The following is a 25137-nucleotide window of genomic DNA, read 5'->3' on the forward strand; positions in this document are numbered from 1 at the left end:
TTCGCTTCGCTTCAAGTGGAAGTGCTTCTAGTACGCGCCGCCGACATGATGCTCGGCGACGTAATGATCCGGTCCCACCGCGACGAGCTTCGCGACGATCGGCTCGTCGCCGAGGCTGCGGATCGGGCTCGGAATCTCGTCGGCGGCGAGCATGCGCTTTGCGTGCCGGCGGGATGGATCGGCGACCGGCACCGCGCTCATCAGCTTTCTCGTGTATGGATGACGCGGCGCCTCGAACACGGCGGCGCGCGGCCCGATCTCGACGATCTGCCCGAGATACATCACCGCCACGCGATGGCTCACGCGCTCGACCACGGCCATGTCGTGCGAGATGAAGAGATACGCCACGCCCAGTTCGCGCTGCAGGTCGAGCATCAGATTGACGATCTGCGCGCGCACGGAGACATCGAGCGCGGAGACGGATTCGTCGGCGATCACGACTTTCGGATTCAGCGCGAGCGCCCGCGCGATCGCGATGCGCTGCCTCTGGCCGCCCGAGAACTCGTGCGGATAACGCTGCGCGGCCTCCGGCGGCAAGCCGACTTTCTCCAGCAGCCAGTCGACGCGCGCCTGCGCCTGCCGGCCGCTCGCGACGCCGTGCACGAGCAGCGGCTCCATGACCGAGAAGCCGACCGTCAGGCGCGGATTGAGCGACGCGAACGGGTCCTGAAAGATGAACTGGATATTGCGGCGCAGGGACTGAAGCTCGTGGCCTTCGAGCTTGCTGATGTCGCGCCCGTCGAATTCGATGGTGCCGCTCTGGCGCTCGACGAGCCTGAGCAGCGAGCGTCCCGTCGTCGACTTGCCGCAGCCCGATTCGCCGACGAGTGCGAGCGTCTCGCCCGGGCGCAGGTCGAAGCTCACGCGCTCGACCGCATGCACGGCGGCCGTCGTGCGGCCGAACAAGCCGCTCTTGACCGGAAAGCGCGTGACGAGATCGCGCACGCGCAAGATCGGCTTGACGGTTTCGTCGACGGCGGGCTGCGTCTCCCGCTCGACCGCCTCCGACGGGCGCAACGCGCTCGCATCGTCCGGCGCGATCTCCACGGGTTCCACTTCGAGAATCGGGAATTTCGCGGGGCGATCGGTGCCGCGCATCGCGCCGAGCGTCGGCACGGCGGCGAGCAGCGCCTTCGTGTACGGATGCTGCGGCGCATGGAACAGCGCGTCCGATTGCGCTTCCTCCACTTTCTCGCCGCGATACATCACGAGCACGCGGTCGGCGACTTCCGCGACCACGCCCATGTCGTGCGTGATGAAGATGACGCCCATGTTCATCTCGTCCTGCAGGCCGCGCACGAGTTGCAGGATCTGCGCCTGGATGGTGACGTCGAGCGCGGTGGTCGGCTCGTCCGCGATCAGGAGCGCGGGCTTGCACGAGAGCGCCATGGCGATCATCACGCGCTGGCGCATGCCGCCCGACAGCTGATGCGGATAGCGCGAGAACACGCGGCGCGATTCCGGAATGCGCACGAGATCGAGCAGGCGCAACGCTTCGGCGCGGGCCTCGGAGCGGCTCTTGCCCTGATGCAGTGCGATCGCTTCCGCGATCTGGTCGCCGACCGTGAAGACCGGATTGAGCGATGTCATCGGTTCCTGGAAGATCATCGCGATGTCCGCGCCGCGCACGCTGCGCATCGTCGCCGACGATGCTTTCGCCAGATCGAGCATCTTCCCGTTGCGCCGCCTGAACGCGATGCTGCCCGAGACGATCTGCCCGCCGCCGTGCTCGACCAGCCGCATCAGCGCGAGCGACGTGACCGACTTGCCCGAGCCGGATTCGCCGACGATCGCGAGCGTCTCGCCGCGATCCACGGAAAACGAGATGCCGTGCACGGCTTCGACGGTGCGCGAGCGCGAGCGGAACGAGACCGACAGATCGCGCACGTCGATGACGCGGGAATCCGGAGGTGTCGAAGGCGCGTTCATCATCGATAGATCGCCGTAACGGGCGGCTCGCCCACGCGCGCAAAGCCGCGATACATGCCTTCCGTGTTGAAGGGCAGCGCGACGTTGCCCTTCGCATCGACGGCGACGAGGCCGCCGCGCCCGTCGATGCGCGGCAGCTTGTTCCTCACGACGTCGCTCGCCGCATCGTCCAGCGACACGCCGCGATACTCCATCTGCGCCGAGACGTCGTAGGCCGCGAGCATGCGGATGAACATCTCGCCGGTGCCGGTGGTCGAGACCGCGCAGGTGGCGTCGTTCGCGTAGCAGCCCGCGCCGATCAGCGGCGCATCGCCGACGCGGCCCGCCTGCTTGTTGGTGATGCCGCCCGTCGACGTGGCCGCGGCCAGATGGCCATGCGCATCGAGCGCGACCGCGCCGACCGTGCCGAACTTCTTCGTGGGATCGATCGGATCGTCCTCCGCCGGCGCGTTCGAGAACGCGAAGGTCGCCGCGTCGTGATCGAGCATCGTGCCCGACGTGCCGCGCGCCTTGAGCCATTGCTGATAGCGCGCCTCGGTGCGGAAGTACGACGGATCGACCAGTTCCAGCCCCTGCGCCTGCGCGAACGCTTCCGCGCCCGCCCCGGTGAACATCACGTGCTCGCTCACGTCGAGCACGCGGCGCGCGGCGAGCACCGGATTCTTCACGCGCGTCACGCAGCTGATCGAGCCGGCTTCGAGCGTCGCGCCGTCCATGACGGATGCGTCGAGCTCGTGCGTGCCCGCCGCCGTGAAGACGGCGCCGTGGCCCGCGTTGAAGAGCGGACAGTCCTCGAGCAGGCGCACCGCTTCGGTGACGGCGTCGAGCGCGCTGCCGCCCTCGGCGAGAACGCGCTCGCCCGCGCGCAGGATGTCCGCGAGCGCCGCGTGATAGCGCGCTTCCATCTCGGTGTTCATCGCGCTGCGCAGGATCGTGCCGGCGCCGCCGTGAATGGCAATGACTGGTGTGGCGTTCATGACTCGCGCGGCTCCGTGTGGGTTTGTCTTTTCGTCGTGTGGCGGCGCGGCGCCGGCGTGTGCTGCTTCGCTTTCGCGCCGTTCAGCATCGACGGCGCGACGAGCCAGGGCAGGACGAACTCGGTCAATCCGGATGCCGCCTCGACCGGGCGTTTCGCCCGGTGCGCGACCGCATCGCACAATGCCTCGATGACGGCGAGCACCGCCGTATCGCAATTCGCCGCGAGCCGCCGCTCGGCGCGGATCGTCAGCACGAGCTCCGCCACCTGCGCGAGCGGCGACGCGGCGCTGTCGGTGAGCGCGACGACGCGCAGCCCGTGTTCGCGCGCGAGCCGCGCGAGCGTGATGGTGTCGCCGACATAGCGCGGGAACGCGATCGCGATCAGCACATCCCCGCGCGACGCCGTGAAAAGCCGCCGCGCCGCGTGCGACGGACCGCCCGTCAACGCGAGCGACTGCACGTTCGCGCAATACGGCGTGAGCCCGTGCTCCATCAGTCCCGCGAGAAACGCGCTCGCGCCGTAGCCGATCACGAAGACGCGCGGCGCGGCCAGGATCGTCTCGACGATCGCCTGGGCCTTCGCGCCATCCACGGATGTCTGGGCAAGACGAAGATTCGCCGCCGCCTGCGCGAGCGACGCATCGAACACTTCGGCCCCGCTCGCAGGCGACTCGAGCGCGGTGCGCAGGCGCTCGACCGGCGCGATGGTCGCCTCGAAGCCGCGCACGAGCGCCTCGCGGAACGCCGGATAGCCGGAAAAGCCGAGTGCACGCGCGAAGCGGTTCGCGGTGGCGACCGACGCGCCCACCGCGCCCGCCAGTTCGTCGATGCGCATCGTCGCCGAGCGGAACAGATTCGCCAGCACGAACGCACCCATGCGCCGATGGATCGGCGTGAGCGTCGGCATGGCCGCGGCGATGCGCGCAGCGATCAGATCGTCGGCTTTCGCCGGTGCACGAACCGGCAGGGAACGGGACATGGAATGCGCGGAACCTTAGTTGCGATAGCGGCGATGAAACTATATTTACTCGAAAACGCCGCCAAAAAAAATTCATTTTCATCCGACTCGGGGTTTCCGATAAGACCCGCGCGTCCGCCGCATTCGATGCATCGGACGCGCACGTTCATGCACAATACTGGGCGCACGGCTCTGCAAGCGCGCACGCGCGCGCCTTCTTCACCCTGAACAAAAAGTATGAATTTCGACTTTCTTCCCGATCCGCTGCCGCAACAACTCGCCGCGCATCCGTGGGCGCAAATGCTCGCGGGTTTCGTCGCGCTCGCGTTGATCGCGCTGTTTCTGCAATGGGTCGTCGCGCGCATCGTGCTGCACCTCGCGCACCGCCTGCTCGTGCTGGCCGGACACGCGAAGTGGGACCGCGCGTTCATCCGGCATCGCGCCTATCACCGGCTGTGGTATGCGGTGCCCTTCGCCACCGTCGCGCTCGGCATCGACGAGGTGCCGCGCGTCGGCCACTGGGCGACGGTCATCGGGCGCGTCGCGCACGGCGGCGCGTGGATCTGCGCATTTCTCGCCGCGGGCAGCGCGCTGTCGGCGTGGCAGGAAGTCTATGCCGAAAGCAAGGAAGCGCAGACTCGCTCGATCAAGGGCTATATCCAGATCGGCAAGCTCGCGCTCGCGCTCGTGTGCGGCGTGCTCGTGCTCTCGATCCTGATCGACCGCTCGCCGCTCTGGATGCTCTCCGGCCTGGGCGCGCTGTCAGCCGTGCTGCTGCTCGTGTTCAAAGACACGTTGCTGTCGCTTGTCGCGAGCACGCAGCTGACGTCGAACGACATGCTGCGCATCGGCGACTGGATCGAAATGCCGCAGGCCGCCGCCGACGGCTTCGTGAAGGACATCGCGCTGCACACGGTCAAGGTGCAGAACTGGGACAACACCGTGACGACCGTGCCGACCTACAAGCTCTTCTCCGAGAGCTACCGCAACTATCGGCACATGTTCGAATCGGGCGGGCGGCGCATCAAGCGCACCTTGCGCATCGACGCGCAATGCGTGCGTTTTCTCTCCGAAGAAGAAACCGCGCGCCTGATGCGCTTTCGCCTGCTGCACGAATATCTGGAGCAGAAGCAGACCGAAGTCGAGCAGGCGAACCGCAATCTCGGCGAACTGGCGAACGAACCCGCGAACCGGCGGCGGCTCACGAATATCGGCACGTTCCGCGCGTATGGGCTCGCCTATCTTCAGCGGCATCCGGAAATCCGCCAGGACATGGCGATCATGGTCCGCATGATGGAGCCCGAGTCGCAAGGCATTCCGATCGAAATCTATTGCTTCACCGCGACGACCGCGTGGACGCAATACGAACGCATTCAGGGCGACGTATTCGACCATCTGCTGTCGATACTTCCGGAGATGGGATTGCGGCTCTATCAGGCGCCATCGGGCACGGACTTCGCCGGCGTCGCGGGCCGTCTGCGCGGCGAAATGCCGATGCTCTGACTTGCCGGATTCCCGCTGTCAAAAAGAATCAGGCAAGAATCCTCCAGTTTTGTGTATTCACGTTGACGCCTTCCGTCCGTACGATTTAAACATCGCCGATGCGCCTGTTTTCCGCAGCTTCATAGCCGCGGTGGAGTCGCTTTTTCTCGCGCATCGCCATCCAATCGTCATAAAAGGAAAACTCAACGTGATCGATCGCGTCCATGCCATGCGTGTCTTTACGCGTGTCGTCGATACGAACAGTTTCACGCGCGCGGCCGAGTCGCTCGGCATGCCGCGCGCGAGCGTTTCGACGACCGTGCAACAACTCGAAGCGCTGGTCGGCGTGCAATTGCTCGCACGCACGACACGGCGCCTGAATCTCACCGTCGACGGCGCGGCCTATTACGAGCGCTGCGCGCAGATCCTCGCCGATATCGACGAGCTGGAATCCGGTTTCGGCGCGGGTGAGGAGCGCCTGCGCGGACGGCTGCGCGTCGAAATGCCCGATACCGTCGCGACCTCGATCGTCGTGCCCGCGCTGCCGGAGTTTCATGCGCGCTATCCGCAGATCGAGCTGTCGATCGGCATCGGCAACCGCAATGTCGATCTCGTCGGCGCGGGCGTCGACTGCAGCGTGCAGCTCGGCGAATTGCCCGACTCCGGCCTGATCGCGCGCCGGCTCGGTATGCTCGAGCAGGTGACGTGCGCGAGCCCCGCGTATCTGGAGAAGCACGGCCTCCCCGAGACGCTCGACGAGCTTGCACAGCACGTCGCGGTGAATTGCGTCTCCGAGAAAAGCGGCCGCCCCGCCGACTTCGATTTCGACGTCGACGGCGAGCCCGTCACGATGAAGATGCGCGGCTTCGTGCAGGTCGCCGACGAGCACGCGTACCTGGCGTGCGGCCTCGAAGGGCTCGGGCTGATCCAGCCGTTGCGCGTCGCGGCGCAGCCTTATCTGCGCTCCGGGCAGCTGCTCGAGGTGCTGCCGCAGTGGAAATCGCCGCCGCTCAAGGTGTCGGTGGCGTTCCTGAAGAGCCGGCAGGCGACGCCGCGCGTGTCGGTGTTCGTCGACTGGCTGGCGGCGCTCTTCGAGCGGTCGCAGCAAATCGACGACACGCTCACGAGCCTTTATCGCGCGGCCCGGCGTCGCGGCCCCGCGCGCCGGGACCGGCCCGAGGAGGAAACCGCCGACGCGTGATCTAACGCACGGGCGTGGCCGCGTTCGCGCCCACGACCGTGTTCCATTTGCGCACTTCCCAACGCTCGACCAGCCCGTTCGTCACGTAAGGATCGTTCTTCGCGAACGCTTCCGCGACGGCGGGCGAATCGCTGTGAAACAGCAGCATCGCGCGATCGACGGGTGCGTCGAGCGCGCCCGCCAATATGATCTCACCCCGCTCGACCGCCGCCCAGGCCAGCGTGAGATGCGCGTCGCGAAACTGCCCGCGGCGCTCCAGATAATCCGGACAAAGTTCGTAGACCAACAGATAGTGCATCGCCGTCTCCCTCGGTGGATGGATATTTCGTGGATCAAGTGATTTTGTCTTAATTTCGAAAGCAAAATTAAGACTTCAATCGGAAGCGTCTGATCGCCTAACGATACCGCATCGGACATCATGTGCGGATACTCGATAAGGACTCTGCCATGAATCGCGATCAACCTCCCTGCAATACGTGCCCGAAGCATGACTGCCGCTCGTGTGCGTGGACATCGCCACTCGACGCATCCTACCGCGCGCTGATTCGCTCTCACTCCCTGTTGTCGCTCGTCGCGCTGACCGTGAAAAACCACGAAAACGCGCCCGCGGAGCCGTCCTGGCTCGGCATCGCCATCAAGCGAATCATCAAGTTCTTCGCCGATATCGGGCCGCGCGCACGCTGAAAACCTCGATCGAGTCGCACCGACGCACCGTTTTCGTCAATAAGTTTGCACGCTCCTTTTTAGGATAACTGCGCATATAGAATGCGCTGCGCGCTTGCGCTCGCTTTAAGCGTTCATGTAGAAAGGAAAGTCAGTCGATGAGCATCAATCTGGTCCAGGCGGTCAATTCCGCAGTCTCGGAAAACATCGCGGAACAGCTGTCGCAACAGTTCGGCATTTCCGCGCAGATCATCCGCCAGGTGGCCGCGCGCATCGTGCCCGGACTCGTGGCTTCGCTCATGGAACGGGCGACGCTCGCCCCAGGTTCGCAGTCGGTGTATTCCGTCGTCATGCAGCCGGAGACCGACGCGCACATCGTCGATCAGTTTTCCCGTCTGATCGCCACGACCGGCGGCCTCAAGCAGCTCGAATCCAGCGGTCATGCGCTTGCCGCGCTCGCGACGGGCCGGCGAATCGATGCGCTGACCGACACCGTTTCCGCCGAAACCGGCGTGCCGACGCAAGCCACCTCGGCGCTCGCCGGCATCGTCGCCGCCCTGCTCTTCGGCATCATGAAGCGTCACTTCCTGCTCGCGCAATGGAGCGCGCCGCAACTGCCCAGGCTGTTGCGCGATCAGGTTTTCGAGATCAATGCGTCGATGTCGAACGCGGTCGCGTCGTCCATTGGTGTCGGCAACACGGAAGGCTTCACCAGTTGCATCACCACGCGTCTCGACGCCGTCGCATCCGTTCTGGCGGATCGCGACGTCAGCGACGGCGCGGCTGCAGTCGCCCCCGAACCCGTCGCGAAAACCGCCGTGCAAGCCGCACCCGCGGCCAGGACCGCGCAGCCGTCTGCTCCCACCCTGCGGCCGCCCGCACGCAAGCCGGCGCCTAAGCGTTCGAACAAATGGGTCTGGCTGCTGTTCGCGCTGCTGGCCGCGGTACTGGCGGCGGTCTACTATCGCGGCTTCACGCAAGGCGGGACGATCAATCTCAGCGCGGCTCCAGCGACGCAGCCGGTCGAGAGGGCGGCACAGCCGGCGTCGTCGGCAGCGCCGCTGGATGCGCAACCCGCGGACGCCGCGCCGGCGCCCGCGTCGGCAGCCGCGCCTGCGTCGGACGTGACTGCAGCGGCCCAGCCTGCTTCCGCGCCGGCGGCATCGACCGCCGACTGGAAAGACGCGCAGCTGGCATTCAACGTCAATCAGGCAGGCGTCCCGAAGATCCAGGCCACGGTCGGCACCGAGGCGGAAAAAACGCAATTGCTCGATGCCCTGAGCCTGCGCTTCGGAAAGGGCTATACGGCGAACGTTTCGGTCATTCGTGAAACGCGTCCTGCGACCTGGCTCGCGCGCCTGAAGGACTTCACTCCGCTCATGGCCGTGCCCGGCGCGGAAGCGAAGCTCAGCGGCTCGAAAGTGGAGCTGAGCGGCACGGCTGCCGACGCCAGGCTGGGCTGGATCGATCGTCTGAAAGGCTCGCTCGGCGGCCTGTTCCAGGTTTCGTCCTTCGACGTGGACAGTGCGGTCGCCCACGCGACGCAGTCGTTTCGCGAAGCGATGAAGACCCTGCTCGCGACCGACACCCCTTGCTCCGGCGACAAGCTAACCAAGGTTCTCGACCTGCAGGTCATCAATTTCCCGCGCTCGAGCGCACAGGTGCCGGAAGGCGCCTACGCGACCCTCGGCGAGACGGCTCAATTGCTCAAGTCTTGCGCAGCGAAGGGATCGATGGTGAGTCTCGAAGTCGCGGGCTATTCGGATTCGCAAGGCACGGCGCCGGCGAAGCTGGAAGTGTCGAAAGAACGTGCGCAGGCCGTCCGCGGATTCCTGGTGCGAGCCGGCGTGCCGCCTCAGTCGCTCACGGCCGCGGGCTACGGCGACGCGAATCCTGTCGCCGACAACGAGACCGCGAGCGGACGCTTCGCGAATCGCCGGATCGAATTCGTCGTCGCGAAGCACTGAAAGCCGGTTCGACTCTCGCTATCTTTTCATCACGCCGTCGCGCCAATACGCGACGGCGTTTTTCATCTGCGCGCGTTTTCCCGGCGCAATCGGCTCGATCAGTTCGGCTTGGCGAACTCGTTCTCGGCCCAGCGCTCCGCGCTCGCCTTGTTGAGCTTGAACGCGGGCGAGACACGCACGTGGGCCAGTTGCGTGCCGAATGTATCGAAGGCCTTGAGGTTGGCGTACGGGTCGTCCTCGTCGGGAACGATTTCCAGTGCGACCGTGATCTCCTCGCCGTTCACGTCGATGGTGATGTTCTTGTGCAGCATCGCGTGACGCTGCTGCTCATGGCGGCGCAAGACCTCCGAGGCTGTCTTGACCAGCGTGCGAAACGCGGCGGCATCGAGCGGCTTCGGGTTCTTCTTGTCGCGGCCCATGGTCCACGGGCCGACGAGCGCGGGCTCGGACTCGCCCGCCTGAATCATCTCGACGGCCCAGCCGTCGTCGTCCTCGTTCTTGATCACGCGGGCGGTCCAGCCGTCGTCGCGCCAGAGGCGGTCTTCATGGATGGCGTCATCGGTGGAAGCGAAATCGGAGTCGGTCATATCGTTGCGGTGCAGGCATGCAGTGAGGCAATGCCATGAATTTTACCTTGACGCATGCACGCGGCACCGTTCGTGCTTCAAGCGCTGGCCGAATGGCCAGTCCCGCTTGTCGGGCAGGCGCATGTCATACCCAAACCCATTGCGCCGTGATACTTTGAATGTACCGGGATGCACCCGGAATCAATCGGTAACGCCGTCTAAAAGCAGTAAAACTCTGTCAAGGAGCAACCGCATGCTTGCATTCATCGGTACTTTGATCGTCGGACTCGTCGTCGGTCTCATCGCGCGCGCTATCAAGCCGGGCGACGACAGCATGGGCTGGATCATGACCATCGTGCTCGGCATCGCCGGATCGCTGATCGCGGGTTACGTCGGCCGGGCGCTTGGCTGGTATCAGCCCGGGCAGCCGGCCGGGTGGATCGCCTCGGTGATCGGCGCGATCATTCTTCTCGTCGTCTGGGGCATGATCCGCAAGCGCAGTTCGTAACGCCGCGCCGAAACGTTGCATTTTTTCGGCTTTGACAGACGCCTCGTCCGGTTCGGACGAGGCGTCTTTTCATTGGGCGATGCGATCGAAATCGATCTCCTCGCCGCCGCGCACGACGCGATTGGCCAGCGCGCCGCCCAGCCAGTACGCGAGCTCCGCCGGCCTGCCGATGCGCCAGGCGACGAAATCGGCAACCTTGCCGGCTTCGAGCGAGCCATGCGTCGCGTCGAGACCGAGCGCCCGCGCCGCATGAACGGTCACGCTGGCCAGCGCTTCCTCGGGCGTCATTCGAAACAGCGTGCAGCCCATGTTCAGCATCAGGCGCAGGGAAAGCGCCGGCGACGTGCCGGGGTTGAGATCGCTTGCAAGCGCGATCGGCACTCGGTGCCGCCGCAGCGCATCGACCGGCGGCGATTGCGTCTCGCGCAACATGTAGAACGCGCCGGGCAAGAGGACGGCGACCGTGCCCGACCGCGCCATCGCGATCGCGTCTTCTTCGGTCATGTATTCGAGATGATCGGCCGACAATGCCTGATAGCGCGCCGCCAGCGATGATCCGTGCAACGACGACAGTTGCTCCGCATGCAGCTTGACGGGCACGCCCAGCTCATGCGCGCGGCGAAACACGCGCTCGACCTGCTGCGTAGAGAAAGCGATGTGCTCGCAGAACGCATCGACGGCATCGACGAGACCGTCGGCCACGAGGGCCGGCAGCATTTCATCGCAGACGTATGCGATGTAGTCGTCCGCGCGATTCGCGTACTCCGGCGGCAAGGCGTGCGCCGCGAGGCAGGTCGCGCGCACGGTGAGCGGCAGCGCATCGGCGAGACGCCTCGCGACGGCGAGCATCTTGCGCTCGTTTTCGAGATCGAGCCCGTAACCGGACTTCACTTCGAGCGCGGTCACGCCCTCGCGCATCAGGCCGAGGGCGCGTGACTTCGCTGTCTCGAACAACGCGTCTTCGCTGGCTTCGCGCGTCGCGCGCACGGTGCTCGCGATGCCGCCGCCGCGCGCCGCGATATCGGCATAGCTCACGCCCTGAAGCCGCTCTTCGAACTCGGCGCTGCGATCGCCGCCGAACACGAGATGCGTATGGCAGTCGATCAGCCCCGGCGTCACCCACGCGCCTTCGAGATCGACACGCTCGCATTCGCCGATATCCGGCGCCGCTTCGCGTGGCCCGATCCATTCGATGCGCGCGCCGTCCGTCAGAATCGCCGCGTCCTGGATAATCGAGTACTCGCCGCGCGCCATTGTCGCGGCGTGACAGCGTTGCCAGAGCTTTTTCATCGTTTGCTCATCGTTGGCCGTTGGCGCCTTCGATCATCGGCAGATCGAGACCCTGCTCGCGCGCGCATTCGATCGCGATGTCGTAGCCCGCATCGGCGTGACGCATGACGCCGGTCGCCGGATCGTTGTGCAGGACGCGCGCGATGCGTTCGTCGGCTTCACGGCTGCCGTCGCAGACGATCACGACGCCCGCATGCTGCGAGAAGCCCATGCCGACGCCGCCGCCGTGGTGGATGGACACCCACGTCGCGCCGCTCGCCGTGTTCAGGAGCGCGTTGAGCAGCGGCCAGTCGGACACGGCGTCCGAGCCGTCCCGCATCGCTTCCGTTTCGCGATTCGGGCTCGCGACCGAACCTGAATCGAGATGATCGCGGCCGATCACGACCGGCGCCGACAGCTCGCCGTTGCGCACCATCTCGTTGAACGCGAGGCCGAGCTTCGCGCGCTGTCCGAGTCCCACCCAGCAGATGCGCGCCGGCAGCCCCTGAAAACTGATGCGCTCGCGCGCCATGTCGAGCCAGCGATGCAGATGCGCATCATCCGGGATGAGCTCCTTCACCTTCGCGTCGGTCTTGTAGATGTCCTCCGGATTACCCGAGAGCGCCGCCCAGCGGAACGGACCGACGCCACGGCAGAAGAGCGGCCGGATATACGCCGGCACGAAGCCCGGGAAATCGAACGCGTTCTCGACGCCCTCTTCCTTGGCCATCTGGCGGATGTTGTTGCCGTAGTCGAAGGTGGGCACGCCCTGTTCGCGAAACGCGAGCATCGCGCGCACGTGTTCCGCCATCGACTGCTTCGCCGCTTTCACCGTGGCCGCCGGATCGCTCTGCGCACGATCGCGGTATTGCGCCCAGCTCCAGCCCTTCGGCAGATAGCCGTTGAGCGGATCATGCGCGCTCGTCTGGTCGGTCACGAAGTCCGGGCGTACGCCGCGACGCACGAGTTCGGGCAGCACGTCCGCCGCGTTCGCGCACAGCGCGATCGAGATCGCGCGGCCTTCGGACGTGTAACGCCGGATGCGCGCGAGGGCGTCGTCGAGATCGGTTGCCTGTTCGTCGACGTAACGCGTTTTCAGACGGAAATCGATGCGGCTCTGCTGACACTCGATGTTCAGCGAGCACGCGCCCGCGAGCGTCGCCGCGAGCGGCTGCGCGCCGCCCATGCCGCCGAGCCCGGCGGTCAGCACCCAGCGGCCTTTCAGATCGCCGCCATAGTGCTGCCTTCCCGCTTCGACGAAGGTCTCGTACGTGCCCTGCACGATGCCCTGGCTGCCGATGTAGATCCAGCTGCCGGCCGTCATCTGGCCGTACATCGCGAGGCCCTTCGCGTCGAGTTCGTTGAAATGCTCCCAGGTCGCCCAGTGCGGCACGAGGTTCGAATTGGCGATCAGCACGCGCGGCGCGTTCTCGTGGGTCCTGAACACGCCGACCGGCTTGCCCGACTGGACGAGCAGCGTCTCGTCCGCTTCGAGGCGCTTCAGCGTCTCGACGATCTTGTCGTAGCACGCCCAGTCGCGCGCCGCCCGCCCGATGCCGCCGTAGACCACGAGTTCATTCGGATTCTCGGCCACCTCGGGATCGAGATTGTTCATCAGCATGCGCAGCGGCGCTTCGGTGAGCCAGCTTTTGGCGTTGAGTTCGACGCCACGCGGCGCGCGGATCTCGGTATCGCGGAAACGGGAGGATGAGGTCACGGATGGCTCCTGCGTATCAAGAAATGAGAGGGAGAACGAGCGCGGGCGACGACCCGCGTCGAATTGATCCCATCATCTTGTATATACAACTTTGGTTGTATTAGGGAATTCCCGAGGCTTCGAGGCGGCGCAGTGCGGTCTAACACCCATTCTTGTATAGACAATGCGCATCACCGAAGCGGCAATCCGCCATCGCGTTTGACTTCCCGGAGCGAGAGCATCGACTCGACGGCCGTCACGCCGGGCAAGGTGCGCAGCACGTCGCGCATGAAGACGCCATATTCATCGAGATCGCGCGCGACGATCTGCAGCAGATAATCCGCCGTGCCGGAAATGTTGTGACACGACACGATGCGCTCGATGCCCTGAATCTCGCGTTCGAAGCGGTCGGACAGCGCGCGGTCGTGAACGCTGAAGCGCACTTGCGCGAACGCGACCACGCCCAGTTCGAGCGCCTTGCGCGACAGGATCGCGCGATAGCCGTCGATATAGCCGTCGCTTTCCAGCCGCTTGAGCCTGCGCGCGCAGGGCGTCTCGCTCAGGCCGACGCGCTCGGCGAGTTTCGCGACGGGCAGGCGTCCGTCCTGCTGGATCGCGGCGAGCATGGCGCGGTCGATACGGTCGAGTGCGGTCATGGCGTTTTCCTCTTTGATTTTCGTAGATTCTAGAGGAAAGCTGCATCGTTCAAAGCGAGTGCGATGCAAAAGGCCAGAAAGCGCCCCATCCGAAGTGGCACGATACGGCCTTCGAACAAGGAGCATATTTCATGGTCTCGGCACACTTGCTTTGGGTTTTCATCGGCGCGCTCGCCGTCGTCTATGCGCTGCCGGGACCGGACATGGCGCTCGTGCTTCAGACGAGCGCCACGCGCGGCCTGCGGCATGGCCTCGCCGTGGCCGCCGGACTCGCCACCGCGCGCGCGGCGCACGTGACGCTTTCGGCGCTCGGCGTCGCGGCATTGTTGCGCAGCGCGCCGTGGCTCTATGACGGCGTGCGCATCGTAGGCGGCTTGTATCTCGCGTACGTCGCGATTCAGATTTTCCGATCACCGGCGTTCGGGCTCGACGCGGCGCCCGGACAGGCCGCCGCCTCCACACTGCGCGCCGCCTGCGCGAAAGGCATCCTGAGCAGCATCCTCAATCCGAAGGCGCTGCTCTTCTGCTCCGTGCTGCTGCCGCAGTTCGTGCGTCCGGAGGCCGGCCCCGTATGGTCGCAGGTCCTGGAACTGGGCGTGGTGCTGGTGGCGGTCGGCATCATGTTCGACCTCACGCTGGCCGCCGGTGCGGTGCGCATCTCGGGCTGGCTCAGGCGTCACCCGAAAGCGCAGACGGTTCAGCGCTGGACGTTCTCAGCGGCGTTGCTGGGGTTCGCCGTGCGGCTGTCGCTGGACTAGGACCCGGCGCGGCGCGTGTTGCGCGCCGCCGTCCTCAGGCTTCAAGAGGCTTCAGAAAAAGCTCGTGCTTCGGCGCGAAGTGCGCATAGAGCGGCAGAATCGCACCGCCCATCGCGCGGGCGTCGGGGCCGATCTGCCCTTCGACGAGGCGCGGGCGCGTCATGCCCTGCCAGTCGAAGCCGGCGAGCGCGTCATCGGTTCTGCGGATCACTTCGCGCAGCAAGGTCCGGTCGATCTCCCCGTCGATCACCACCGCTTCCAGATCGAGCAACGCGGCCGACGACGCAATGCCCGTCGCAATCGCGGGACAGGTCTCGCGCATCCACGCCTCCGCTAGCGGACGCAATTCCGGCGAGCACGCGCGCCCGTCGTGCGCCGCGGCGGCCGGCGCGCCCGCCGCGGCAAACGCCTTCTCCAGCACGTACACCGACGCCGTGTTGAGCAATTGCCCCGGCCGCTTGCCGTTGCCGCCGCTGGCGAGCGGCAGCGAACCGATCGCGCCCGCATTCCCGCCCGGACCCGCGTGCAGCCGGCCATCGATCACCAGACCGCCGCCGATGAACGTCCCGATGAACACATACAGAAAGTTGCGCAGCGCGCGCCCCTCGCCCATCACGAGCTCGGCGGCGCATGCGGCCGTGGTGTCCTTGGCGAACTCGACAGGCAGCGCGGTCAGCGCCTGAATCCGCTCGCGAATGTCGATGTCGTTCCAGGCGGCCAGCGCATCGGGCGGCGTGTCGAAGAAGTCGCGCCAGCCGCCGAGCCACAGCGGCGCCGCCACGCCGATGCCCGCGATCTTCCGCGCGTTGTCGCCGAGCGCCGCGGTGACGCGCGCGAGCCGCTCCTCCAGCGCGGGAAAGAGCGTACGCGGATCGGGGTACGGATACTCCAGCGTCTCGCGCGCGCGCACGGTGCCGACGAAGTCCATCGACAGCACGTCGAGACTGCGCCGCCCCACTTTCACGCCGATGGAAAACGCGCCGTCCGCGCGCAGCGATATCGGCACCGACGGCTGGCCGATGCGCCCGCGCACGCGCGTGCGCGGCTCCTTCGCGAGCAGCCCGTCCTCGATCAGATGATCGACGATCAGCGAGACCGTCTGCATCGACAGGCGCGTCAGGCGCGCGACTTCGGCCTTGGGCAGCGCGCCGTGCAGCCGGATCGCCTGCAGGACGATGCGCTCGTTGAACTGGCGCATACCGAGCTGATTCGAGCCGACCGAGTGCATCGAGGCTTGCCGCGCCGTTCGTTCAGACATCGGCTCGAACCTCGCGATCCAGGCGCGCACGCCGGACATCGTTCATATGCTCGTCCCCGTTCGATTAAATCCAGTATTTTTATTTAGTAAAGGCGTCCGGGGTGATTTTATCAAGCGCGTATCCGCAGGCGTTTGGCGCAAGCCGAAGCCGCGGGCGCCGGCATCAATATTTTTTTCGATTTTTAGTCGGTTATGTTCGGCGAGAAGCCTTATTCAAACGACTCTCGTCCTTCAAAAAAATGAGCACACTGGAAGCCCTTCACGCGATCGTCAACGACAGCGACGCGCCGCAGATCATTCGCGATCACATCGTGGATTCGCTGCAGTTCGCGCTGCGCAACCATCCCGGCTACTTCACGCGCAAGGAGATTCAGTGGCTCGCGCAATGGGACGACACGCGCATTCCCATCGCGGCGGCGAAGGTATTGAGCGAGATGAAGACGGCCTGAGCGTTTCCTGCACTCAGTGCGTGCCGGACGCGCGCGCATGCCATTCGTAGTCGAATACGGTGGCCTGCGCGGGCTCCGAGAGGCATTCGACGAAGCGCACCACTTCCGGGTCCTTCAGGAAGCTCGCGGCGGAACTCGCCGCCAGAATCGCCGAGCTTTCCTGCGGCCGCGCGACCAGGAAGCCCTGCACATAATCCACGCCGATTTCCTGCAACGCGCGCAGCGTATCGACGTCCTCGACCCATTCCGCCACGCTGCGCATGCCGAGGTTGCGCGCGAGCGCGACGATCGCCTCGACGATCGCGATATCCGCCGGATGCGCGCACATCGAGCGCACGAATTCGCCGTCGATCTTGAGCGCATCGGCCGACAGCGCCTTCAGATACTTGAACGACGTGTAGCCCGCGCCGAAGTCGTCGAGCGCGATCTTGCCGCCCATGTCGTGCACCCGCGCAATGAAGCGCTGCGTGTTCTCCAGATCGTGCAGCGCCACGCTCTCCGTGATCTCAAGGCAGAGGTAATGCACGATCGACTGGTAGCGCGCGAAGAGCGCGAAGATGTCCTCCATGAACTGCTCGTCGTTGAGCGAGCCGCCCGAGAGGTTCACGCAGATGAACTGCGTGTTGCCGAGCCGATGCTGATGCGCCTCGATCCATTCGAGCAGCGTCGAGATGACCCAGCGGTCGATCGCCGCGATGTTGCCCGACTCCTCCGCCGCGACGATCACCTTGCCTGCGGGCAGCGTGGCGCCGTCGGGTGCGCGCATGCGCAGCAGCACTTCGAAATTGAGTGATTCGGTCGGCGCCGAGAGCGACATGATCGGCTGCATCACGAGGAAAAGTCCCGGCGGCAGGCGATTGCGCCCGAGCGTCTCGACGAGCCTCAGCTCCTCCGCGCGCTCCTCGAACGCAGCCGCGCCCTTGCGATACGTGACGAGATGCGTGTGCGCGACCTTCTTCGCCTCGCGGCACGCGCGGTCGGCATGCGAGAGCGCGTCCTGCACACGCACGCCCTGCGAGCATTCCACGAGGCCGATCGACGCCTTCACCTGGAACGCGCGATTGCCGACCTGATACGGCGCATCGGACAGAATCGAGATGAGCTCGCGGCATTGCGCGATGGCGTCCTCGATCGACGTATCGTGCATCACGCAGACGAACTCGTCGCCGCCGATGCGCCCGACCGGATAGCTGCGCGCGAAGTGCGCCCGCGTGCGCGCCGCGACCTGACGCAGCACTTCGTCGCCGCAGCGGTGGCCGAAGAGATCGTTGACCAGCTTGAAGCGGTCGAGGTCGACATAAGCCAACGCCCACGGCAGTGTCTCGTCGCTCTGCGCGGAGATCGCCTTCTCGATGCCCCGTCGGTTCAGCGAGCCGGTGAGCGGATCATGCTCCGCGAGAAAGCGCAGGCGCTCGACGGCTTTGGAACGCTCGGTCGTGTCCTGCAGCGAGCCTTCGATCCATCCGTTCGAGCGGATCGCCTTCAATAAATAACGCCGCTCGCCGGTGCCGTGCTCGGCCGAGCCGCTCATCTCGAGTTCGCCGTCGCTGCCCTTCGACGCCAGCGCCTGCAGTGCGCCCCACGCGCCCGCCTCGAAGTAGTCGTTCCAGTGACGCGCCTTGTAGTCGGCCTTCTGCAGATCGAGCATGGCGCGCAACGCGGGATTGGCACGAACGAAATGGCCATCCGGGTCGAGCGTGAAGAGGCCGATCGGCGTGACTTCGTAGGTGTTGCGCAATTCCATCTGCGCCTGGCGGCGGAAGTCGCGCTCGGCGCGCATCTGCTCGGCGATCGCAAAGGCGGCCATCATGCTCGACGAGAGCGCGGCCATCACCGTGTTGACGCCGCCGACCAGCACCTTCAGCCCGAAGGCCGCGCCGAGCACTTCGGAGAAGGTGGCGAACAGCACGACGCCGAGCGACGCCACGTACCAGAGCACGGTGCGCGAGCGCGCCATCCAGACGAGCCGCGCAAGGAAGAACAGCAGCACGCAGATGCCGAAGCCCGCGATGATCCACAGCGTGGGGATGAAATACGCATACGGCAGCGTGAGCGCCGCGGCGAGCAGCACGATGCCGACATACTGGATCACGCGCAGCAGCCAGCGATAGCCGACCACGCGCAATTCACGGCGGAAGAGCTGCTGGAAGAGCGCGGCGGTCAGCAGGTAATAGGCCGCGAAAGTGAACTGCCGCAACGGCTGCATGAAATCGGACGGCAGCAGGCGGCCGAGCCATTGCATGTCCCAGCCCATCGCGTTTGCGCACAGCCGCAGATTGCCGACGAGCCACACCGCGAAAATCACATACGTCCATTCCTGATTGATGAGCGCGGTGACGAACACGAACACCGCGAGCGTCAGCAAACCGCCGGCGATGAGTCCCGAGCTCTCCTGAAAATCGAGCGCCGAATTGCGCAGGCCCGGCCAGTCCCACGCGAAGGCATTGATTTGCGCCGGGCCCGAAAAGGTGCCGCGGCAGAGAATGTTTTCAGACTGCTTGAGCCGGCCGACCTGAATGGAGAAGCCCGCCTTCACCACGCGCATCTCGCCGCTTACGCTGTCGCGATCCGCGCGGCCGAGCGGCGCGAGGGTGCTCGCATTCCAGCAGGCAAGCGTTTGCGCGTGACGCGAAGGCAATTCCACGACCGTCGACGAATCCGAACTCATGCTGGGCGTGGTGAAACTGAACCAGATCGGCTTTTCGGAAAGACGCGTGCTGTAGCGCGAAACGGGCGCCGCGCCGCGCAGCGCTTCGAGCGCGTCGGCGGGATCGGCGATATCGCCCTTATCGGCGACGACACGCAACGCGAGCGGAACCGCGCCGCGCGTTTCGTACTGGCGCGGCAGAAAATAAAGCGTCGCGAGCGTACCGAGCAAAATCAGGAACGGCACGGCATAAACCGCGACCGCGTACAGCGCGTCGTCGATCCACGAGCCCGTGCGTCTGAATCTCGATAAGGAAGCTGGAATAACCGACGCCATACCTGGAAAAACCCCCGTGTGCGCCCACGCCCCGATGCGACGGGGCAAGCGGCGGCGGAGCCGCAAAAGATCCCCAGGCGCCGCCGCTTTTGGCCAACCGGACCGCTCCGGGGTCCGGTTTTTCGCTATTACCTTCCTGGAAACGTGCTGCCTTTACCTGCCGTAAGCCATTAATGGAGCCTCCGGGCATCGTACCGGTTCCCACTCAAAAGATAAATCTACAGAATGCAAATCGATGTCCGGATGATGCGTGTGCACCATGTAATTGAAGAGCGGATGACGGGCTTCTTCCCAGCGCTGGCGCGCCGCGGCGACGTCCTTCGCCAGCACGCGATGCGGCAGGCCGCCCACGTGCGACATCGGCAGGAACTCGTTGACGCCGAAAACATCCTTGAAGAGCATCGCCTCATACTCCCGATCCAGCGGCGAACGCGCCGTGATCACCATGTAATCGATCTCGTGCAGTTCGCAGAACATCCAGAGGGCCTTGCACAACGCCACTTTCACCACCCGCCCTACCATCCCGCCCGCGACGCCGAGACGCGTCGCTTCCGCGAGACGGCTCGCCCCCAGATGCTCGGGCAGGCGGACCGACTGCTCGACGGCGAGCGGCCCGCAGGCATTGGTCTGGATGCGCATGGTGCCGAGCGGCGCGCCATCCAGCTTGGATTCCGCCAGTAGCACGACCGTGCCGCGGTCACGGTCGGAGGGCTCGATCGCCATCGTTTCGGCAAATTCGGGCAGATGCCGCCCGTAGGCCGAACGTCTGATCGATACGGCTTTCTGCAATCCGGCATCGTCACGGACGATACGGATAGTAAACGGCATCCGCTCCGTTTTCTGAAGTGAGGGAACAACCGTGAGAGCCGGGCGAACCGCCACTTCGGATTGGTTGGCGGCGGTGTTGTTGGCAAGGTTCAGACGTTCCATTTGTAAAACCCCATTTTTTCTTGGCGATTGGAAAGACGCCGCGTGTTAAGGACGACTTTTGGTGGGTTCCTCACACGGCGCATCGAGCCTCTCACGAAGTCAAATAACGGGGTGCGCGCTTGCCGCTGTTTCTCAGCAAATTTCAGGCTAAACAAGAGGAAGAAAGCTTCTAATCGACGAGCCAATCGCCGCGTAGCCGCCGTAAACCGAAATATGCATATGTCACACAGGAATATGCGTGCCGGAAACGAGTGAAAGAAACGAGAGCGAGCAGCCACCATTTACGCGAGAGGCATTTGGAAGAATAGCCTTCGCAGAACTGCTGCGGCGCATCGCGTAAACGCTGGAAAACATGAAAAAAAAGGGACACGGTAACGTTTGCTCACGGGCCGGTTTCGCAGAATCTGCGAAACCGGCGGAACGCAAAATGTAGTAGTTGCGAGCTGCGCGGGCGGAGCGGATGCCCGACGAAAAGCGGGCGCCCGTAATGGGGCGCCCGCCTTTGGCATGACATATTCGAGTCGGCTGTGTGAAATCGGCCGAAGCGAATCAGAGAATCAGTCGTCGTCGTCGAGCCAGGGAATGTCCACGTCGGTAATGAAAGCGACCATCGCAAGCGGCCTGCCTTCCTGCCGCCCGATATTGCCGTCCGCGCGTTGCCACTCGCAGCGGAAAACCGTCGACGGCGTATCGGCAAGCAGCGTCACCGTGCGAATCTCGTCCGGATCGTTGTCCTCCACCGGGCCATCGAGCGATATGAGCAACTGCTGCGGCCATACGCCGTCGGCGGGATCGTAAATCTTGTCGCCATCGTGAATGACGACATGCGCCTCGACGCCGATCGTCGCCGATGCCTCGACGATCATCTTGCCGAGCGCGCGCAGCACCGCCGTGGCGCGGCTCGAGTTGGCCTGGCGGATCGCGAGATCGCCGCGCGTCAGCGCCTGTTCGAGTTTGGGATTGGTTTTCTGTTGCGCCATCTATCTCTCTCAAAGGTGTGTTGCAACTTTCGACGAGTCGTGCCCGGTTTAAGTTGCAGGCGGATCATATCGCTGCAACAACAAAGATAGGTCGTGCGTGCGTCCGCGGCAAACCGGGCAGCGCCAGACCTGTATCGATGTACAGACGACTTGCGCGCTCAAGTTTCTTCACAACCGGCCGATATTGCGGTCATCCCCTCCGAAACGCGTGACTGCCGTGCCGTTCATCGACCTGTGTGCTCCTCTCTGCGTTCGTCCGCCGGCGCGCGCTTCCCGTCCGCCGTCTCCGGGCACCGCGCGGCCGACGCCGGCCACCTTCGCGGGAACGTGTTGAGCGCAGAGACGGGGATCGTCGACGGCATCACGCTGTGCACGCATCTCCAGCCGATCTACAGCCTGCCGCATCAGCGCGAGGTCGGCTACGAGGCGCTCCTGCGCGGCGATGCGGGCGGCGGCGCGCTCGTCGGCCCGTTCGATCTGTTCGGGCGGGCAATCGTCGCGGGCAAGCTGACCGAGCTCGACCGCATGAGCCACCTCACGCACCTGCGCAACGCGGCGCCGCTCCTGCCGGATGCGCAGTGGCTCTTCATCAACATCAATCCGGCGACCTTCACCGATCCGGGCTACGCGGCGCGGCTCGCGGCGGCGACGCGCGAAGCGGGTCTCGCGCCGGAGCGCGTCGTGATCGAAGTGCTGGAATCCGGCGGCACCGACGTCGCGGAAATCTCCCGCGCGACGCATGCCTTCCGCGCGCAGGGCTTTCTCGTCGCGGTCGACGATTTCGGCGCGGGCCATTCCAACATCGACCGGCTGCTCACGCTCAAGCCGGACATCGTCAAGCTCGACCGCAGCCTCGTGCGCGCCGGGAGCACGCATCAGCGCGTCCCCATGCGCGACGCGCTGATGCCGAAGCTGGTCGATCTGCTGCACGAATCGGGCATGTTCGTGGTCGCCGAAGGCATCGAGACCGGCGAGGATCTGATGCTGGCGGCGCGCTCGAACGTCGATTTCGTGCAGGGCTATCTCTTCGGCATGCCATCGCCGCGTCTCGCCCGGCGTGGCGCGGCCACGCCCCTTTTCGATGACGTGTTCGACGCGCTCGCCCAGATGCGCCGCACCGAGCGGCTCGCGGATGATCTGCTCCTGTGGCCTTATCGTTCGAGCCTGACGCAGGCGGCCGCGCGCTTCGCCACCGGCGCGACGACGCAAGCCGCCTGCGCCGACCTGCTCGCCCTGCCTTGCACGCTCAGCTGCTTCTTCCTCGACCAGGGCGGCCGCGAGTTCATGCCGGGCCTGGCCGGCGCCGCCGCGAAAGCGCCGAGCGAGCGCTTTGCGCCGATCGCCGATCCTTCCGCCGGACGCTGGGACAACCGCCCGTATTTCGTCGATGCGCACGCCAACCCGCAGCAAGTGATCACGAGCGCGCCGTATCTCTCGGTGACGGGCACGTCGCTGTGCGTGACGCTCACGATCGCGATGCAGCGCGCGGCGAAGCCCGTGGTGATCGGCGCGGATCTCGACTGGCGCCGGCTGATCGAGGCGGCGCCCGCGATTTTCTGAGCGCATTTGCCCCGCCTCAGGCCGCCGCGCCGTGCGCCTGCCCGATCGCGTTTGCGAGCGCCGCCGCGCCCGCGCGCAACGCCGCGAGATTGCCCGGCTCGAAGGTCCAGTGCCCCGCCGCGTTCACGACGGCCAGTTCCGCGCCGGGCCAGCGCGCGGCGAGCTCCAGCGCCTGATCGGCCGGGCAGACCATGTCGAAGCGTCCGTGCACGATCCGGCAAGGCAGATGCGCGATGCGCGCGACGAGCGGCAGCAGCGGCGTCGGCGGCAGCTCGCTCGCCATGTAGTGACGTTCGAGCAGCGCCATCGAGATCGCCGCCGCGTTGGCTTCCCCGCTCGGGCGCTTCTCTTCTTCGGCGGGCTCGTTCTCCGGCTTGTTGACCACGGAGAGCGTCGTCTCGTACTGCGTCCACGCGCGCGCGAGCCGGGTGCCGGCCTCGTCGAAGCGCGCGAGCGGCGCCTCGGTCATCTGCAGGATTTCCTGCGCGCTGGCCGGGCGCTTGCCGCAGGCCGCCTCGATCGCATCGAGAAACGCGCGGTGCGCCTCGGGAAACACGCGGCGCACGTCCCACAGAAACCAGTCGATGTCCTCGCGCCGCGCCAGAAAAACGCCGCGCAGCAGGAAGCCCAGACAGCGTTCCGGATGCGCGACGCCATAAGCAAGACTGAGCGTCGTGCCCCACGAGCCGCCGAAAAGCGCCCATTGCCCGATGTTCAACGCGGCGCGCAGCTTCTCCATGTCGCCGACGAGCGCGTCGACACCGTTGTGCGCAAGCAGACCGAAGGGCGTGGACTTGCCGCAGCCGCGCTGATCGAAGAACACGACGCGCCATTTGTCCTGCTCCAGCACCTCGGCCCATTTCACGTTCATCGCGCCGCCGGGGCCGCCGTGCACGACGAGCATGACGGGCGCGTCGCGCGGACCCTGCGCGCGCCAGTAGATGGAATGTCCGTCGCCCACGTCGAGCATGCCTTCGTCGAAGTCCTTCGGCGGTTGAGTTTCCATTGCGTCGATTCCTTGCTGGATGTGTTTTGTCGGGTCCATTGTTGCATCGGTTTCGTGGCGCCGCATGACGCGCGCCGCGCGACTCCGTTACGGCGCGTTTCACCCGATACGTTATGCTTGCGGCTTCCCGCGTTCGTCCCCCACCCGTCACACTACGAATCCGATGCGCCGCACCCTCGTCAAGTGGCTCTTCGCTACCTATCTGCTCGGCAGCGGCATAGTGTGGTCGATCCTGATCCTGCCGCTCTTTCCCTTCGTCGGCCGCAACGGGCGCTACGGGCTCGCAAGGCTCTGGTGCCGCGCGATGGTCGCGATGATGCGGGTGATCACCGGCGTCACTTGCTCGATCGAAGGACTGGAGCATCTGCCGGACGGCCCGTGCATCATCCTTGCGCGGCACGAGTCGACGTGGGAGACGCTTTCGTTCATGGCGCTCTTTCCGCGCCGCATCAGCTTCGTGTTCAAGCACGAGCTCATGAACATTCCGTTCTTCGGCTGGGTTTTGAAAGGGCTCGACATGGTGAGCCTCGATCGCGGCTCGATCCGCCAGGCGCATGCGGCGGTGACGCGCGAGTGCGCCGTGCGGCTGAAGAAAGGCGATTCGGTGGTGATCTTTCCGGAAGGCACGCGCGTCGCGCATGATGCGCCGCTCAAGCTGGCCTCGGGCGGCGTGCGCCTCGCCTGCGCGACGAAGGTGCCGGTCGTGCCCGTGGTGCACGACGCGGGCAAGGTCTGGCCCGCGAAGGGCTGGCCGGATCACGGCGGGCATATCCGCGTGATCGTCACGCCTTGTCTGCCGCTCGATTGCGAAATCCCGCAGGAACTGAACCGCCTCGCGCAGACGCAGATGGAGGAGGCGCTGGCCGAATTGCGCTGAAGCGCGATCAGTACAACGGCCGCTTGTTCGCGGCGCACAGGCGGTTCACCGCGGAGACGAGTGTCTCCATGTCGACGGGCTTGCGCAGATAGCCGTCGTAGCTGACGAACGCCGGCGGATTCGGATGCCCCGAAATCATCAGGAAAGGAATGTGCGCGAGCGCCGCGTCGTTCTTCATCGTCTGGCAGAGCAGCGCGCCGCCCAGGCCCGGCATCATCCAGTCGGACACGACGATGTCCACCCGCTGCTCGCCGAGAATCGATAACGCTCCGTTGCCGTCGAACGCGCATAAGACGTTGCAATCCTCGCCTTGCATGCAGAGGGTCCAGGCTTCGATGGTGGCGGGGTCGTCGTCGACGAGCAGAACAGTCTTCATCTTGCGGACATGGTCAGGTGCGGTGGTGCATGCGGCCAGGAAATCACGACAGGGTCGGCGGGCAACCTGCATGTGACCGCCGCCGCA

General features: G+C 65.4%; 23 protein-coding genes. 9 read left to right on the top strand and 14 right to left on the bottom strand.

The window, feature by feature from the left end:
• Positions 1 to 27 precede the first annotated feature (27 nt).
• The 3 genes from AWB83_RS19020 to AWB83_RS19030 are packed head-to-tail and all read right to left on the bottom strand — an operon-like array spanning position 28 to position 3886.
• Complete coding sequence (locus tag AWB83_RS19020) at positions 28 to 1932, bottom strand: dipeptide ABC transporter ATP-binding protein (protein WP_087047164.1); 1905 nt, start codon at positions 1930 to 1932, stop codon at positions 28 to 30.
• Complete coding sequence (locus AWB83_RS19025) at positions 1929 to 2906, bottom strand: isoaspartyl peptidase/L-asparaginase family protein (RefSeq protein WP_087047165.1); 978 nt, start codon at positions 2904 to 2906, stop codon at positions 1929 to 1931. Before AWB83_RS19025 ends, AWB83_RS19020 begins: the two co-directional genes overlap by 4 nt.
• Complete coding sequence (locus tag AWB83_RS19030; protein WP_087047166.1) at positions 2903 to 3886, bottom strand: MurR/RpiR family transcriptional regulator; 984 nt, start codon at positions 3884 to 3886, stop codon at positions 2903 to 2905. Before AWB83_RS19030 ends, AWB83_RS19025 begins: the two co-directional genes overlap by 4 nt.
• 216 nt (positions 3887 to 4102) lie before the next feature.
• Here AWB83_RS19030 and AWB83_RS19035 point away from each other — a divergent pair, with 216 nt between their 5' ends.
• Both AWB83_RS19035 and AWB83_RS19040 read left to right on the top strand, forming a co-directional pair.
• Complete coding sequence (locus tag AWB83_RS19035) at positions 4103 to 5368, top strand: mechanosensitive ion channel family protein (protein ID WP_087047167.1); 1266 nt, start codon at positions 4103 to 4105, stop codon at positions 5366 to 5368.
• Between the two features lie 187 nt (positions 5369 to 5555).
• Positions 5556 to 6548, top strand: a complete 993-nt coding sequence (locus tag AWB83_RS19040; protein ID WP_087047168.1) for a LysR family transcriptional regulator — start codon at positions 5556 to 5558, stop codon at positions 6546 to 6548.
• Position 6549: 1 nt separating this feature from the next.
• Here the strand turns inward: AWB83_RS19040 and AWB83_RS19045 are convergent, their stop codons facing one another.
• Entirely contained in the window at positions 6550 to 6846 is a 297-nt protein-coding gene (locus AWB83_RS19045) for a YciI-like protein (RefSeq protein ID WP_087047169.1), read from the bottom strand.
• A 149-nt stretch (positions 6847 to 6995) separates the two neighbouring features.
• Between AWB83_RS19045 and AWB83_RS36150 the strand changes: the two genes are divergently transcribed.
• Both AWB83_RS36150 and AWB83_RS19050 read left to right on the top strand, forming a co-directional pair.
• On the top strand, positions 6996 to 7232 hold the full coding sequence (locus AWB83_RS36150) for a hypothetical protein (RefSeq protein WP_143750078.1): 237 nt from the start codon (positions 6996 to 6998) through the stop codon (positions 7230 to 7232).
• Between the two features lie 137 nt (positions 7233 to 7369).
• Positions 7370 to 9178: an OmpA family protein gene (locus AWB83_RS19050; protein WP_087047170.1), complete on the top strand. Its 1809-nt coding sequence runs from the start codon at positions 7370 to 7372 to the stop codon at positions 9176 to 9178.
• A gap of 98 nt (positions 9179 to 9276) precedes the next feature.
• Here the strand turns inward: AWB83_RS19050 and AWB83_RS19055 are convergent, their stop codons facing one another.
• Positions 9277 to 9765, bottom strand: coding sequence for a hypothetical protein (locus AWB83_RS19055; protein ID WP_087047171.1), 489 nt, complete (start codon positions 9763 to 9765; stop codon positions 9277 to 9279).
• A gap of 232 nt (positions 9766 to 9997) precedes the next feature.
• Here AWB83_RS19055 and AWB83_RS19060 point away from each other — a divergent pair, with 232 nt between their 5' ends.
• Complete coding sequence (locus AWB83_RS19060) at positions 9998 to 10252, top strand: GlsB/YeaQ/YmgE family stress response membrane protein (RefSeq protein ID WP_061123355.1); 255 nt, start codon at positions 9998 to 10000, stop codon at positions 10250 to 10252.
• A 69-nt stretch (positions 10253 to 10321) separates the two neighbouring features.
• Here AWB83_RS19060 and hutI read toward each other — a convergent pair whose 3' ends face one another.
• The 3 genes from hutI to AWB83_RS19075 form a co-directional block, all read right to left on the bottom strand.
• Entirely contained in the window at positions 10322 to 11542 is a 1221-nt protein-coding gene (gene hutI, locus AWB83_RS19065) for an imidazolonepropionase (RefSeq protein WP_087047172.1), read from the bottom strand.
• Positions 11543 to 11549: 7 nt separating this feature from the next.
• Positions 11550 to 13238, bottom strand: a complete 1689-nt coding sequence (gene hutU, locus AWB83_RS19070; RefSeq protein ID WP_087047173.1) for a urocanate hydratase — start codon at positions 13236 to 13238, stop codon at positions 11550 to 11552.
• Positions 13239 to 13408: 170 nt separating this feature from the next.
• A complete protein-coding gene (locus tag AWB83_RS19075; RefSeq protein ID WP_087047174.1) occupies positions 13409 to 13873 on the bottom strand; it encodes an Lrp/AsnC family transcriptional regulator in 465 nt (154 codons plus the stop codon).
• 131 nt (positions 13874 to 14004) lie between these two features.
• On the opposite strand from AWB83_RS19075, the gene AWB83_RS19080 reads away from it, so the two are divergent.
• On the top strand, positions 14005 to 14631 hold the full coding sequence (locus AWB83_RS19080) for a LysE family translocator (protein WP_087047175.1): 627 nt from the start codon (positions 14005 to 14007) through the stop codon (positions 14629 to 14631).
• A gap of 34 nt (positions 14632 to 14665) precedes the next feature.
• Here the strand turns inward: AWB83_RS19080 and AWB83_RS19085 are convergent, their stop codons facing one another.
• A complete protein-coding gene (locus AWB83_RS19085) occupies positions 14666 to 15889 on the bottom strand; it encodes an ROK family transcriptional regulator (protein ID WP_087047227.1) in 1224 nt (407 codons plus the stop codon).
• Between the two features lie 239 nt (positions 15890 to 16128).
• On the opposite strand from AWB83_RS19085, the gene AWB83_RS19090 reads away from it, so the two are divergent.
• Entirely contained in the window at positions 16129 to 16338 is a 210-nt protein-coding gene (locus AWB83_RS19090) for a hypothetical protein (protein ID WP_087047176.1), read from the top strand.
• A 13-nt stretch (positions 16339 to 16351) separates the two neighbouring features.
• Here AWB83_RS19090 and AWB83_RS19095 read toward each other — a convergent pair whose 3' ends face one another.
• The 3 genes from AWB83_RS19095 to AWB83_RS19105 form a co-directional block, all read right to left on the bottom strand.
• Positions 16352 to 19321 (bottom strand): putative bifunctional diguanylate cyclase/phosphodiesterase, encoded by a 2970-nt coding sequence (locus AWB83_RS19095; protein WP_087047177.1) that lies wholly within the window; start codon positions 19319 to 19321, stop codon positions 16352 to 16354.
• Between the two features lie 153 nt (positions 19322 to 19474).
• Entirely contained in the window at positions 19475 to 20251 is a 777-nt protein-coding gene (locus AWB83_RS19100; protein WP_087047178.1) for a hypothetical protein, read from the bottom strand.
• A 557-nt stretch (positions 20252 to 20808) separates the two neighbouring features.
• Positions 20809 to 21231 (bottom strand): hypothetical protein, encoded by a 423-nt coding sequence (locus AWB83_RS19105; protein WP_087047179.1) that lies wholly within the window; start codon positions 21229 to 21231, stop codon positions 20809 to 20811.
• A gap of 327 nt (positions 21232 to 21558) precedes the next feature.
• On the opposite strand from AWB83_RS19105, the gene AWB83_RS19110 reads away from it, so the two are divergent.
• On the top strand, positions 21559 to 22791 hold the full coding sequence (locus AWB83_RS19110; RefSeq protein WP_087047228.1) for an EAL domain-containing protein: 1233 nt from the start codon (positions 21559 to 21561) through the stop codon (positions 22789 to 22791).
• A 16-nt stretch (positions 22792 to 22807) separates the two neighbouring features.
• On the opposite strand, the gene pip is transcribed toward AWB83_RS19110, so the two are convergent.
• Positions 22808 to 23797 carry a prolyl aminopeptidase gene (gene pip / locus AWB83_RS19115; RefSeq protein ID WP_087047180.1) on the bottom strand — a complete coding sequence of 330 codons (990 nt, stop codon included), beginning with the start codon at positions 23795 to 23797 and terminating at the stop codon, positions 22808 to 22810.
• A 163-nt stretch (positions 23798 to 23960) separates the two neighbouring features.
• On the opposite strand from pip, the gene AWB83_RS19120 reads away from it, so the two are divergent.
• Positions 23961 to 24674 carry a lysophospholipid acyltransferase family protein gene (locus AWB83_RS19120; RefSeq protein WP_087047181.1) on the top strand — a complete coding sequence of 238 codons (714 nt, stop codon included), beginning with the start codon at positions 23961 to 23963 and terminating at the stop codon, positions 24672 to 24674.
• 7 nt (positions 24675 to 24681) lie between these two features.
• On the opposite strand, the gene AWB83_RS19125 is transcribed toward AWB83_RS19120, so the two are convergent.
• Positions 24682 to 25050 (bottom strand): response regulator, encoded by a 369-nt coding sequence (locus AWB83_RS19125; RefSeq protein WP_244197798.1) that lies wholly within the window; start codon positions 25048 to 25050, stop codon positions 24682 to 24684.
• Positions 25051 to 25137: the final 87 nt, after the last annotated feature.

It is taken from the genome of Caballeronia ptereochthonis (genome assembly GCF_001545075.1).
GTDB lineage: Bacteria > Pseudomonadota > Gammaproteobacteria > Burkholderiales > Burkholderiaceae > Caballeronia > Caballeronia ptereochthonis.

Coding starts and splice junctions, on each gene's coding strand:
- AWB83_RS19020 (WP_087047164.1), bottom strand. CDS start 1,932: ATGATGAACGCGCCTTCGACACCTCCGGATTCCCGCGTCATCGACGTG.
- AWB83_RS19025 (WP_087047165.1), bottom strand. CDS start 2,906: ATGAACGCCACACCAGTCATTGCCATTCACGGCGGCGCCGGCACGATC.
- AWB83_RS19030 (WP_087047166.1), bottom strand. CDS start 3,886: ATGTCCCGTTCCCTGCCGGTTCGTGCACCGGCGAAAGCCGACGATCTG.
- AWB83_RS19035 (WP_087047167.1), top strand. CDS start 4,103: ATGAATTTCGACTTTCTTCCCGATCCGCTGCCGCAACAACTCGCCGCG.
- AWB83_RS19045 (WP_087047169.1), bottom strand. CDS start 6,846: ATGCACTATCTGTTGGTCTACGAACTTTGTCCGGATTATCTGGAGCGC.
- AWB83_RS36150 (WP_143750078.1), top strand. CDS start 6,996: ATGAATCGCGATCAACCTCCCTGCAATACGTGCCCGAAGCATGACTGC.
- AWB83_RS19050 (WP_087047170.1), top strand. CDS start 7,370: ATGAGCATCAATCTGGTCCAGGCGGTCAATTCCGCAGTCTCGGAAAAC.
- AWB83_RS19055 (WP_087047171.1), bottom strand. CDS start 9,765: ATGACCGACTCCGATTTCGCTTCCACCGATGACGCCATCCATGAAGAC.
- AWB83_RS19060 (WP_061123355.1), top strand. CDS start 9,998: ATGCTTGCATTCATCGGTACTTTGATCGTCGGACTCGTCGTCGGTCTC.
- hutI (WP_087047172.1), bottom strand. CDS start 11,542: ATGAAAAAGCTCTGGCAACGCTGTCACGCCGCGACAATGGCGCGCGGC.
- AWB83_RS19075 (WP_087047174.1), bottom strand. CDS start 13,873: ATGACCGCACTCGACCGTATCGACCGCGCCATGCTCGCCGCGATCCAG.
- AWB83_RS19080 (WP_087047175.1), top strand. CDS start 14,005: ATGGTCTCGGCACACTTGCTTTGGGTTTTCATCGGCGCGCTCGCCGTC.
- AWB83_RS19085 (WP_087047227.1), bottom strand. CDS start 15,889: ATGTCTGAACGAACGGCGCGGCAAGCCTCGATGCACTCGGTCGGCTCG.
- AWB83_RS19090 (WP_087047176.1), top strand. CDS start 16,129: ATGAGCACACTGGAAGCCCTTCACGCGATCGTCAACGACAGCGACGCG.
- AWB83_RS19095 (WP_087047177.1), bottom strand. CDS start 19,321: ATGGCGTCGGTTATTCCAGCTTCCTTATCGAGATTCAGACGCACGGGC.
- AWB83_RS19100 (WP_087047178.1), bottom strand. CDS start 20,251: ATGGAACGTCTGAACCTTGCCAACAACACCGCCGCCAACCAATCCGAA.
- AWB83_RS19105 (WP_087047179.1), bottom strand. CDS start 21,231: ATGGCGCAACAGAAAACCAATCCCAAACTCGAACAGGCGCTGACGCGC.
- pip (WP_087047180.1), bottom strand. CDS start 23,797: ATGGAAACTCAACCGCCGAAGGACTTCGACGAAGGCATGCTCGACGTG.
- AWB83_RS19120 (WP_087047181.1), top strand. CDS start 23,961: ATGCGCCGCACCCTCGTCAAGTGGCTCTTCGCTACCTATCTGCTCGGC.
- AWB83_RS19125 (WP_244197798.1), bottom strand. CDS start 25,050: ATGAAGACTGTTCTGCTCGTCGACGACGACCCCGCCACCATCGAAGCC.